This window comes from Staphylococcus sp. FSL K6-0223 (assembly GCF_038008285.1).
This window is the reverse complement of record NZ_JBBOYX010000001.1, coordinates 1,678,019-1,690,090: the sequence shown is the minus strand read 5'-3', so window position 1 is coordinate 1,690,090 and position 12,072 is coordinate 1,678,019. Positions and strand designations below refer to the sequence as shown.

Below are 12,072 nucleotides of genomic sequence, written 5' to 3'. Positions count from 1 at the left end.
TATATGTATAACCACCTAACATGTCACTGGGTGGTTATTTTAATATGTAATTAATGATAAAATAAATATATTATTAATAAAATGAGGTAATACACATGGATTGGAAATTGGAAACAGATGTAAATTATTATGTTAAAGATTATTTAGATAAATTAGGATTAATAAAATTAAAAGATTATAATGATGAAACTTCAATGTCAGATTATATGAAAGAAGCGTTGAAAGGGAGCTCAAAGACTGATAAGAAAACAGGTGTTGGAACACCTGATTTTCATGTAGAGAAATATAATATACCTGTCATTATAGAAAATAAATTAGGATTAAACAAACTGAAGTCGACTAATAAATCAGGTATTAAAGATGATAACAAGGCGATATCTAATTTTGCTGTTAATGGTTGTTTGCATTATGCAAGAAATATGATTAAAAGTAATAAATATAGAGAAGTTATAGCTATCGGAATTGCTGGAGACAATGAAGATAATGTAACGATAGATATTAACTATGTTTTTGGTAGTGCAAAAGATACATATAAGCATGTGAAAAATTATAAAAACTTAAATTTTCTAGAAAGCCAGGATAGTTTTGAAGAGTTTTATAATGATGCGATTTTAACCGAAACAGAAAAACATGGAATTCTTATTGATAGTAGAACTACATTACAAAAATATGCAAAACAATTAAACAGATTAATGCACAATCATAATATAACAGCGCCACAAAGAGTTTTGTATGTTTCAGGTATGCTTCTGGCAATGCAAGACATTAATGATGACGAAGGAAATGTAATACAAAAAGGGCTAGAGCCTCACGAATTAAAAGGACTGCCAACAGACACCAAACGTGATGGAAAAATTATTATTGATCAAATAAAAGAATATTTACATATGAAAAATATTGAAAGTGGAAAAATGCAATTAATGATTTCTTCTTTTCAAGAAATATCCAAAGATAAACAAAGAGATGAAAAAACAACTTTAGATAAAGAAGTTAGTAAATTACTAAATTCCGAGAGTAGTACTAATAAGCAAATATTTACTTTTATTTATGAAAATATTTATAGTTCTATAGATTCGATGACTGGGCATATAGATATAATGGGTGAAATGTATTCAGAATTTCTAAAATATGCTTTAGGTGATGGTACAGAATTAGGAATCGTACTAACTCCACCTTATGTAACTAAAATGATGGCTGAGTTGCTTGATGTACAAAAAGATAGCAAAGTAATGGATTTAGCAACAGGAAGTGCAGGTTTCTTAATCAGTTCTATGGAGTTAATGATTGAACAAGCAGAATTGGAGCACGGAAAGAGAACCAATGCTGCGGAAAAAGAAATAAAAAATATTAAAAGTAATAATTTATTAGGGATTGAATTAAATGCAGAAATGTATACTCTCGCAGCAACTAACATGATATTACGTGGAGATGGTTCAAGCAATATAAAAAAAGCTAATACATTTAATACTCCCAAAAATTTATATGAAGAATTTAAAGCTACAAAATTATTATTGAATCCTCCTTTTAGCTTTAAAGAAAATGGTATGCCATTTATTGAATTTGGATTAAATAATATGGAGAAAAATGGAGTTGGCGCGATAATTATTCAAGACAGTGCGGGTACAGGTAAGTCCGTGAAAACTAATAAATCTATTTTAAAAAATCATACACTTTTAGCAAGTATAAAAATGCCTGGTGATTTATTTCAGCCTATGGCAGGTGTACAGACAAGTATTTACGTTTTTGAAGCTAAGAAACCGCATGATTTTGAAAAAACAGTGAAATTTATCGACTTTAGGAACGATGGATATAAAAGAACAGCTAGAGGTATTCAAGTAAAAGATTCACCAGTAGAAAGATATCGTGATATTTTAAAAATATATAAAGCAGGTAATAAAGCCAAAGTTAATGAGAACTTATGGGATCTCAATAAGGTTTATATAGAAGACTTTATTGATGATTCAGGCGTCGATTGGAACTTTGATCAACATGTGACAATAGATACAGTCCCCAAAATAGAAGATTTTAAAAAAACTGTATCTGATTATTTATCTTGGGAAGTTACTCAAATTTTAAAAAATAAAAAGACTGTGGGAAAGATGTAAGCCCTCGTTTAAATAAATTAGAAAAAAATTTTGTTGAAAACGGGGGCGAATTTAAAACGTTTCAAATAAAAGAATTATTTGAAAAACGTACTATGAAAGGCTTCCCTAAAAAAGGTGAAAATCTGGTTGAAAATAGTGAAGGCTATCATGTATTTGGTCAAAATATAAAATATCAATATGAGCAAAAGGTTCTACTAGATGAGAAATATTTACATCGAGTTGACCCTAAAAAGCCTATATTGGCTTACACATCTAGTGCAGCAGAAATTGGTATTATTTCTGAAAGTTTTTATAGAAGTGGTGACAATGGTGCCTTTCAAGGTTTAATACCGAAATTTCAAGAATATAATTATAAACATATATTATATTTTTTAGCTATCTTATCTCTTCATTTTAAAAACATGGGTTATACAACAGGTATGTCTCATATTAATGATTTGAATATTAAACTCCCTTATAAAAATAATGAAATATATTTTGAATACATGGAAAAATATATTGAAGAATTAGAAGCAGAACGTATTGAAGAATTAGAAGCATATTTACAAGTGACAGGATTGTCTGATTATAAAATTACAAAAAAAGAACAAGAATCGCTTGACAAATATAACTCCATGGTTAAAAATCCAAGAGCAGAGCAGAGCAGAGCAGAGCAGAGCAGAGCAGAGCAGAGCAGAGCAGAGCAGAGCAGAGCAATAATGACGTTTAACTCTAGAGAATTATTTGGCAAAGCTACTAGGGGGAAACGTTTGAAAAGCGCTGACCGCGTCCCTGGTGATTTGCCTTTTATCACAGCGGGAGAATCGAAAACAGGTGTTTCTGACTATATCGGTAATGTTGTTCAAATATTTAGCCCAAACACAATTACAATAGATATGTTTGGGTCATCTAAATATAGAAATTTTAAATATGGAGCAGATGACCATGTAGCAGTTATAGATACTTCTAAATATAATTTAAAAGTAGGTCTATTTTTAACCTCTGCTTATAATAAAGCTGCAAATACAGGCATATTTTCATACGCACGTAATTTTTATGCAAAAGATGCAGATAATTTAAATTTATCCTTACCTGCTTCTGAGAATAAAACGCCTGATTATACATTGATGGAAGAAGTAATTAAAGTAATTGAAAAACAGTGTATAAAAGAAGTTGTGAAATACTCACGATATAAATCAGAAATAACCAAAAAGATAATTCAAAATTAAATGTATCTTATTGATATTATATTCTACTAACCGTATCTTAATTGATACGGTTATTTTATACATACAAGTGTCAAGTGCGTGTCAAAAATGTTCTAATTCATTCTATTTAGTTCTAAAGTTTATCTTAAAAAATGCGATAATTAAGCCATTTTCATACATATCACAATGTACAAAAATGGCCTTAATCAGATAATAACCTCATCAATTTATTCATTGATGGGGTTTAATATTGATGAAAAATCAATAAGTAGTCATTACAATTAAAGCTTAGAGCAGCAAGGAGTATAGAGATTAGGTCGACAACATAACCGACAACTTTTAATATAAAATAGTAAGTTGTCGACCACGTTGTCGGCTTAATATAAAAACTATTTAAAAGTATAAAAAGAAAACCCCGTAATAACGGGGTTTTTAAAGTTATTATAACCTATTTAAATATAACAGACGGAAACGGAGGGATTCGAACCCTCGCGCCGCTCTCGCGACCTACACCCTTAGCAGGGGCGCCTCTTCAGCCAACTTGAGTACGTTTCCATATGGCTCCGCAGGTAGGATTCGAACCTACGACCGATCGGTTAACAGCCGATAGCTCTACCACTGAGCTACTGCGGAATAATATAACGTGTTCTTCAATCAATACAAATACAATTATATCAATAATCTTAAAATTTGCAAGAGATTATCTTTAAAAAATATACGGAACATTTACACTAAATTAATATAATCGTTCCGTATATTTTAAAAATAAACATACAGCTATTTATCTTCTAATAAAGAATAGTGTGAAAGTGCCTCAAAAATATTTAAAGATGTTTTTTCATAATCGATTGGCATATCTGGATTATTAGATTTCATTCTTGCTTGTTTATCAATCATATAGTAATAGAAAATAGAATTAGAATATTGATGCCATAAACTATGAAAAGATACATTTAATGTTAGTGCTTCTTGATTTGCAAAGATAATTTTACTCTTTCTGTTTTTTAATGGCTTAATATCAGAAATATAATGCATATTAATCCATATATTTTCTTCTAAACGGTCTGAATGTGTTGGGAAAAAGTAAGTTGGAAACAATGGTGTGAGAAGGATGGGAGGTTTACTAGTTATTCCAGCAATGCGTTGAGTTTCAGCTTTCTTGCTTAAGTAGTTATTGCCATAAAATCTACAAGATCGTTCAATAATTTTTTGAGTTTTAAAAGGACTTATTTCTCGTGAGGTATCGAATTTGAGGATTTCTGAGCCGTTCGGTTGTTGATGATCGTCAAATGTAGGTCTAATCACCATATCACCTTTACGTATGACATAAATCGTATTAGGAGGTTTATTGAACTGAGTCATAAGATCAGCTCCTTATTTAATTATTTATTATTAAACACGAAGAGTGATTAATAATATAAAATTATTATATAAAAAAAGTATATGTTGTCAAGTTATTATTTAAAAATAAAATTACACTAATTTATTTAGAAAAGTCTGAATATTCATTGATTTCAAAATAAAAAGCTTGTATACTATTTTTAAATTAATAGAAAGGTAGTGAATCTTATGTATTACAATACAAATGTTAAACATACCACACTAGAAGAATTTGTAACGACGGTGAATGATTTAGGTGTAGAACTTGTGATTGACGAAGCGTTACGTTTAGAAAGAAAGAAACAACTTGTAACATTAATTGATGAAGCTTTGGTTAATAGAAATGAAGATGATTTTAATCAATATACTACTGAATTAAAACATTTGGAGGCATTTCTCAATGAGTAAATCCGGTTCCAATGAATCACTATAAAAAGGTCTATTCTCTAAAATAAAGTGAATAGACCTTTTTAAATTATTTTCTTTTTGAATTTCCTTCTATTTTATTTTTAATCCATTTTAAGACATAGCCTGTAATAATTGTTCTCACAATACGTTTAATAAAGTTTTTCATAGTCACATTCTCCTTTTTAAAACTATTATTAATTTATACCCCATTTTCTTTAATTTAAAGAAGAAAGTTTAAAAACTTTCGCTTGTTTTTATCTGGGTATAAAAATATATCCATTATTATCAGCTTTAGTAGTAAAGATAATGATAATGCCATGAATAATCGAAACAATTGTTGGAATAAGTGTCCAAAAGAAGACCAAATGTAATACACCTTGTCCAACTTTATCTGCATAGAACTTGTGAATCCCAACACCACCTAAGAACAATGCACATAATACATATAATGTTTTGTTTACTCTCATATTATGGATGCCTCCTTATTTTTATATTGTAAGTAATTTATGACTAAAATCAAGAATGTCACTTATAAAAGAATCAGTTTATACTTACTATAATATTTAATTTCTTGTAAGAAGATGAGTATGATGTAGATGGAGGGATAAATATGATTAGAAAAGCGACACCAAGTGATAATAAGCAAATTGCAAAACTTTATTATTTAATATGGAAAGATATGGAACTTGACATTGTAAAGGAAATTTCTAAAAAACGTATGATTAATTTGCTTGAACTTAGTATAGTTAATGTACATTATCGTACCTATTATAAAAATATATGGGTATATGAAAAGAATAATGAAGTGGCCGGTTGTATTATCGCTTATGATGGTTCAAAAGAAATGGAGTACGAAGAACAATGGAACCAACTGCCTCTTGAAGAAGATATCAGATTAGTTGGAACACCTTTACCTATAAAAGAAGCTAAAAATGATGAGTGGTATATTGAAGCAGTGGTCACATCGCCTGATTATAGAGGACAAGGTATTGCGACACAATTGTTGGAACACTTGATCACCACAAGTTTTAATAAAAAATGGAGTTTAAATTGTGATTATAATAATGAGAAAGCACTTAAACTTTATAAACAACTAGGTTTCAAATGGGTTGAAGATATTAATTTATATGGCCATGATTATCTACATATGATATATATATAATAATAAAAAAACTAGCATTGTTAAAACACAATGCTAGTTAAAACAAATTAGATTCCACCTAAAAGTGCGCTGATATAAATACCCAAAGCGTACAAAATACCAAAGACTGTATTCGTTTTGCCAGTCGCTGCCATCGCTGGCATCATGCTTGCTGGTGTATCATTTTTATTAAAACGACGAATTGCTTTGATTGGCATTGGGAATGAGAATAATACTAACAAGTAGAATAATGAGCCGCCTGATTTGAATAAAGCAGTAAATATTACGATTAAGTAAGCTAAGATATACATTGCTGCCATAAACGTAATAGAAGCTTTTTTACCTAATAAAATAGATAAGGTTTTACGACCACTTGCTTTATCTTTAACACGGTCACGAATGTTATTAGCCATATTAATTAACCCGATTGTAATGACAATAGGTAAGCTAATCCAAACAATAAAACCATTCACATTACCTGTTTGAATAAAGAATGCAAGTAAAATGATAATCATACCCATAAATAATCCGGAGAATAATTCACCAAATGGCGTCCATGAAATAGGAATAGGTCCACCAGTATATAAATAACCAATTGCCATACATACAATACCAACTGGAATAATCCAAAATGAACTATTAACAGCTAGATATATACCAAGTAAAGCGGCAATAATATAAAAAGCAATTGCTAGATTCATGACAAGTTTTGGACTCATACCATTTCGAACAATCGCGCCACCGATGCCTACAGATGTATGATCGTCTAATCCTTTTTTAAAATCATAATATTCATTAAACATATTAGTCGCTGCTTGAATTAAAAGGCATGCGATTAACATTGCTAAGAATAGGCTGAATTTAATATGATCTTGACTGCCCAGTAAGAAAAGTTTAGCTGTCGCTGTTCCTACTAATACAGGGACAATAGACGCGGTTAAAGTATGAGGTCTCATTAAATGCCAATATTTTCTAACAGTTGAATATTGTTGATATTGATCTGCCATAATGTAATCTACCTCTTATAATATAAAGTTTTAACATATGTATTTTATAGGAATAGGTAAGAAAGGTCAATCAACGTGAAATATTTCTCTAAATTGATTAAGCAATTATGATACGATGAATAACGAAAAATGTTACAATACTTTAATGAGTAAAAAAAGATAATGAAAGAAGTGAAATGAATGGCTGCCAACCTAATGGAAGACAAAATTATGGAATCTATATATGAAAGCAATAAAAACTGGGTTTCTGTTGAAGTCGTGTTAAATAAATCTTTAACACCAAGTGAATTATTTAATTTAACTGAAAAACAAGCTGGAGATCGATTTTATTTGCGATTAAACGATAATATGTCTTCATTTTTCGGCTATCATGCAATTCAAAGATTTAAGAATAACTTTGAAAATAAACAATCTATCTTTCGGGAATGGGAAAAATTTAAAAACGATGTAGAACTAATTCATGTTAATACGCAAAAGCATCACCTTAAAATAGTAGGGGGATTCCAATTTTCAAATCATAAGTCTGATGATGAGTGGCGTGAATTTGGGATTAATCATTTTGTGGTACCTGAAGTACTTATTTCTTCAGTTAACAATCAAACCATTTTGACATATACAGTTGAAAAAGCTCAATTTGAAATGGAAAAATTAAATCAAATTATTAATTATTTTGAAAATACTCAAGTCGATACGACAGAACGAGAGACAGCTTTAGGCAATGTAACACGCATGGAAGATATTTATGTTGATGAGTGGAAAGATCTTGTAAGTCATACGATTGAACAACTTGATAAAGATCAAAAAGTAGTGCTTGCGAGACGTCGTTTAATTAAGTTTGATAAGCCAATTAGTATTCCTTATGTACTTAATCGTGCGTTAAACAATGAGAAAAATAGTTACTTATTTATTCTAGAGTCTAACCAATCTGTATTCTTCTCTCAAACACCAGAGCAATTATTAAAAGTTGAAGACGGTGTATTATCTACGAAGGCTGTAGCAGGAACCATTCCTCGAACACAAGATGCTGAAAAAGATGAAAAAAATGTTCAAGCATTTCTACAAGACAGTAAAAATCTAGGTGAACATCAATTTGTCGTTAGAAGTATTTTAAATGATATTGAACCTTATGTAGAAAATGTAGAGTACAATCAAAAACCTAATATTTTAAAAAATGATCATATGTATCATTTGTATACTGAAATAAAAGGAACATTATTGAATCATTCGTATATTAGTTTAATTGATGAGTTGCATCCTACACCTGCCTTAGGTGGTTATCCTAAGAAAGAAGCAGTTGATTATATTGAAAAAAATGAGTTTGGCACACGAGGATTATATGGGTCTCCAGTTGGATATATCGATGTAGATGATGATTGTGAATTTATTGTGGCTATTCGTTCTATGTTAATTAAACAAAATCAAACTACTTTATTTGCAGGTTGTGGTATCGTAAAAGATTCTAATGCTGAAAGTGAAGTTGAAGAAACGTCGGTGAAATTTTCACCAATGATGAATGCTTTAGGAGTAGTGAATGAGAATGAATCATAAAGAAGCTTTAACTAAACAAGTTTATACATTTGCATCAGAGTTATATGCCTATGGTGTGCGAGAAGTCGTTATTAGTCCGGGCTCACGTTCGACTCCTTTAGCGATTGCATTTGAAGCGCATCCAAATATAAAAACTTGGATACATCCTGATGAACGTAGCGCAGCTTTTTTTGCTTTAGGATTAATTAAAGGAAGCGAACGTCCAGTTGCGATTTTATGTACTTCTGGAACAGCGGCTGCTAATTACACGCCAGCTATAGCCGAAAGTCAAATCAGCCGTATACCGCTTATAGTATTAACTAGCGATCGTCCACACGAACTTAGAAGTGTAGGCGCACCACAAGCGATTAACCAAGTCAATATGTTTGCAAATTATATTAACTTCCAATTTGATATGCCTGTAGCTGATGGCAGTCAAGAAATGCTCAATACTATCAATTATCAAATGCAAATTGCAAGTCAATATTTATATGGTCCACACCGTGGTCCAATACATTTTAATTTACCATTTAGAGAACCGTTAACACCAGATCTTGAAATGACTGAGAATTTAAAATCTGAACATAAAATATTGCCTCATTATCAAAAAAATATAGATATACAAGATATAAAAAATGTATTAAAAGATAAGAAAGGTCTTATTATTGTAGGGGATATGCAGCACCAAGCAGTCGATCAAATTTTAACTTACGCTACAATTCATGATTTACCAATTCTTGCAGATCCACTTAGTCAATTACGCAAGTTTAACCATCCTAATGTTATTACAACATATGATTTATTATACCGTTCTCATTTAAATATTGATGCTGATTTTATTATACGTGTAGGTAAACCAGTTATTTCTAAAAAATTAAATCAATGGCTTACACGCACAAATGCATTTCAAATATTAGTTCAAAATAATGATAAAATTGATGTATTTCCAACACCGCCACACATCTCATATGAAATATCAGCAAATGATTTCTTCAGAAGTTTAGTGAATGAACCAACAGTAAATCGTAAGGATTGGATTGAACGTTGGCAATCTATAGAAGCACAATCTCGTAAAGCAATCACTCAACATATGTCTCAAGCGACAGATGAATCAGCATTTGTAAGTACACTGATTCAAAAACTCACTAAAGATGATGCATTATTTGTAAGTAATAGTATGCCTATTCGTGATGTAGATAATTTATTATTTGATAGTGAAGTAGAAGTGTATGCTAATCGAGGTGCAAATGGTATTGATGGCGTTATTTCTACTGCTTTAGGTATGGCAGTACATAAAAGAGTGACATTACTGATTGGAGATTTAGCTTTTTATCATGATATGAATGGATTATTAATGGCTAAATTAAACGATATTCATATTAATATTGTTATACTTAACAACGATGGTGGAGGTATATTTTCTTATTTGCCTCAAAAAACAGCAGCAGAGCAATACTTTGAACGTCTATTTGGTACACCAACTGGACTAAATTTTGAGTATACTGCCATGTTATATGATTTTTCATTTAAACGTTTGAATAATATTACCGATTTTTCTCAAGTATCATTTTCAAATATGAATTCATATATATATGAAATGATTACAAATCGTGAAGATAACTTAGAACAACATCAACTTTTATATCAGAAATTGAGTGAGATTTTAAATGTTACATTATAATTTTTATAAATCTGATCATCCAAGCAATCAATTATTAATTTTACTTCATGGTTTTATTAGTGATAGTCAAACGTATATGAATCATATAGAGGCTTTTCTTACTCAATGTAATATTTTAACTATTGATTTACCTGGACATGGCAAAGATGACTCACCTATAGATCAAACATGGGACTTTCCGTATATAACGGAACAAATAAATCGAGTTTTATCTCAATTTGAGAAATATAAATTCAGTTTATTAGGCTATTCAATGGGTGGGCGCGTAGCACTTTACTATACAATATATGGTCAATATGAAATCAAACAGTTAATATTAGAAAGTACATCGCCAGGCATTGCTGACGAAGCCTTACGTAAAGAACGACAGGCTATCGATCAAGCACGTGGACGTGTATTAGAAATAGCTGGAATTGAAGTGTTTGTAAATGATTGGGAAAAACTCCCTTTATTTCAAACACAATATCTATTAGATGATAATAAAAAACAGGCAATGCGTCGTATGCGACTTTCGCAGGATCCTAATAAATTAGCGAAAGCTTTAAGAGATTATGGGACTGGACATATGCCTAATTTATGGGGAGATATTAAGCGTATAAAAAGTGATTGCCTTATTCTAGCAGGAGAATTAGATGAAAAATTCGTTAATACTGCTAAAAAAATGGCACAAGAAATTAAAAACTATCAAATTCGTATTTTAAAAAATGTAGGTCACACAATTCATGTGGAAGATGAAGCGGAATTTGATACAATAGTATTAGGCTTTTTAAAGGAGGAGCAAAATGACTAGACAGTGGGAAACACTAAAAGAATATGATGAAATTAAATATGAATTCTTCGAAGGAATTGCAAAAGTAACAATTAACCGACCAGAAGTACGTAATGCATTTACACCTAAAACAGTAGCTGAAATGATTGATGCATTTACTAGAGCACGTGATGATCAAAATGTTTCTGTTATTATCTTAACAGGTGAAGGCGATAAAGCGTTTTGTTCAGGCGGAGATCAAAAGAAACGTGGACATGGTGGTTATGTTGGTGAAGACCAAATTCCTCGTTTAAATGTATTGGATTTACAACGTTTAATTCGTGTTATTCCTAAACCAGTTATTGCAATGGTTAGAGGTTATGCAATTGGTGGAGGTAACGTATTAAATGTAGTATGTGACTTAACAATTGCTGCAGATAATGCAATCTTTGGTCAAACTGGACCTAAAGTAGGTTCATTTGATGCTGGTTATGGTTCAGGATACTTAGCTCGTATCGTAGGCCACAAAAAAGCACGTGAAATTTGGTACTTATGTCGTCAATACAATGCTCAAGAGGCATTAGAAATGGGCTTAGTTAATACTGTAGTACCTTTAGATAAAGTAGAAGATGAAACAGTAGCTTGGTGTAAAGACATTATGAAACATTCACCAACAGCATTACGTTTCTTAAAAGCTGCAATGAATGCAGATACAGATGGTTTAGCTGGTTTACAACAAATGGCTGGAGATGCTACATTACTGTATTATACTACTGATGAAGCAAAAGAAGGTCGTGACGCATTTAAAGAAAAACGCGATCCTGATTTTGATCAATTCCCTAAATTCCCATAAACAATAGTAATAAAAAAACGCAAAATTGACTTAGT

12 protein-coding genes and 2 tRNA genes are annotated in these 12,072 nt (G+C 30.9%); 8 read left to right on the top strand and 6 right to left on the bottom strand.

Features of this window, described 5'->3' with window-relative positions:
* The first annotated feature begins 95 nt into the window (after positions 1–95).
* On the top strand, positions 96–2,105 hold the full coding sequence (locus MHI13_RS08285) for an HsdM family class I SAM-dependent methyltransferase (protein ID WP_340761040.1): 2,010 nt from the start codon (positions 96–98) through the stop codon (positions 2,103–2,105).
* A gap of 92 nt (positions 2,106–2,197) precedes the next feature.
* The gene (locus MHI13_RS08280) at positions 2,198–3,313 is read left to right on the top strand and encodes a restriction endonuclease (protein WP_340761039.1); all 1,116 of its coding nucleotides are present in this window, start codon (positions 2,198–2,200) and stop codon (positions 3,311–3,313) included.
* 445 nt (positions 3,314–3,758) lie between these two features.
* On the opposite strand, the gene MHI13_RS08275 is transcribed toward MHI13_RS08280, so the two are convergent.
* The 3 genes from MHI13_RS08275 to MHI13_RS08265 form a co-directional block, all read right to left on the bottom strand.
* A tRNA-Ser gene (locus MHI13_RS08275) sits at positions 3,759–3,847 on the bottom strand.
* Between the two features lie 3 nt (positions 3,848–3,850).
* A tRNA-Asn gene (locus tag MHI13_RS08270) sits at positions 3,851–3,925 on the bottom strand.
* 144 nt (positions 3,926–4,069) lie between these two features.
* Positions 4,070–4,654 (bottom strand): competence protein ComK, encoded by a 585-nt coding sequence (locus MHI13_RS08265; protein ID WP_017175793.1) that lies wholly within the window; start codon positions 4,652–4,654, stop codon positions 4,070–4,072.
* Between the two features lie 207 nt (positions 4,655–4,861).
* On the opposite strand from MHI13_RS08265, the gene MHI13_RS08260 reads away from it, so the two are divergent.
* A complete protein-coding gene (locus tag MHI13_RS08260) occupies positions 4,862–5,080 on the top strand; it encodes an IDEAL domain-containing protein (protein WP_002488353.1) in 219 nt (72 codons plus the stop codon).
* Between the two features lie 67 nt (positions 5,081–5,147).
* Here the strand turns inward: MHI13_RS08260 and MHI13_RS08255 are convergent, their stop codons facing one another.
* Entirely contained in the window at positions 5,148–5,246 is a 99-nt protein-coding gene (locus tag MHI13_RS08255) for an SAR1012 family small protein (RefSeq protein WP_017175792.1), read from the bottom strand.
* A gap of 88 nt (positions 5,247–5,334) precedes the next feature.
* On the bottom strand, positions 5,335–5,547 hold the full coding sequence (locus tag MHI13_RS08250; protein ID WP_017175791.1) for a TM2 domain-containing protein: 213 nt from the start codon (positions 5,545–5,547) through the stop codon (positions 5,335–5,337).
* 143 nt (positions 5,548–5,690) lie between these two features.
* On the opposite strand from MHI13_RS08250, the gene MHI13_RS08245 reads away from it, so the two are divergent.
* On the top strand, positions 5,691–6,242 hold the full coding sequence (locus MHI13_RS08245) for a GNAT family N-acetyltransferase (RefSeq protein WP_017175790.1): 552 nt from the start codon (positions 5,691–5,693) through the stop codon (positions 6,240–6,242).
* Between the two features lie 47 nt (positions 6,243–6,289).
* Here MHI13_RS08245 and MHI13_RS08240 read toward each other — a convergent pair whose 3' ends face one another.
* Entirely contained in the window at positions 6,290–7,228 is a 939-nt protein-coding gene (locus MHI13_RS08240; RefSeq protein ID WP_049379560.1) for a 1,4-dihydroxy-2-naphthoate polyprenyltransferase, read from the bottom strand.
* 180 nt (positions 7,229–7,408) lie between these two features.
* Here MHI13_RS08240 and MHI13_RS08235 point away from each other — a divergent pair, with 180 nt between their 5' ends.
* The 4 genes from MHI13_RS08235 to menB are packed head-to-tail and all read left to right on the top strand — an operon-like array spanning position 7,409 to position 12,037.
* Positions 7,409–8,776 carry an isochorismate synthase gene (locus tag MHI13_RS08235; protein WP_017175788.1) on the top strand — a complete coding sequence of 456 codons (1,368 nt, stop codon included), beginning with the start codon at positions 7,409–7,411 and terminating at the stop codon, positions 8,774–8,776.
* Complete coding sequence (gene menD / locus MHI13_RS08230; protein WP_025987184.1) at positions 8,766–10,436, top strand: 2-succinyl-5-enolpyruvyl-6-hydroxy-3-cyclohexene-1-carboxylic-acid synthase; 1,671 nt, start codon at positions 8,766–8,768, stop codon at positions 10,434–10,436. Before MHI13_RS08235 ends, menD begins: the two co-directional genes overlap by 11 nt.
* Positions 10,423–11,226, top strand: coding sequence for a 2-succinyl-6-hydroxy-2,4-cyclohexadiene-1-carboxylate synthase (gene menH, locus MHI13_RS08225; RefSeq protein ID WP_054105421.1), 804 nt, complete (start codon positions 10,423–10,425; stop codon positions 11,224–11,226). The genes menD and menH overlap by 14 nt, the downstream gene beginning before the upstream one ends.
* Entirely contained in the window at positions 11,219–12,037 is an 819-nt protein-coding gene (gene menB / locus MHI13_RS08220) for a 1,4-dihydroxy-2-naphthoyl-CoA synthase (RefSeq protein WP_002448062.1), read from the top strand. Before menH ends, menB begins: the two co-directional genes overlap by 8 nt.
* Positions 12,038–12,072: the final 35 nt, after the last annotated feature.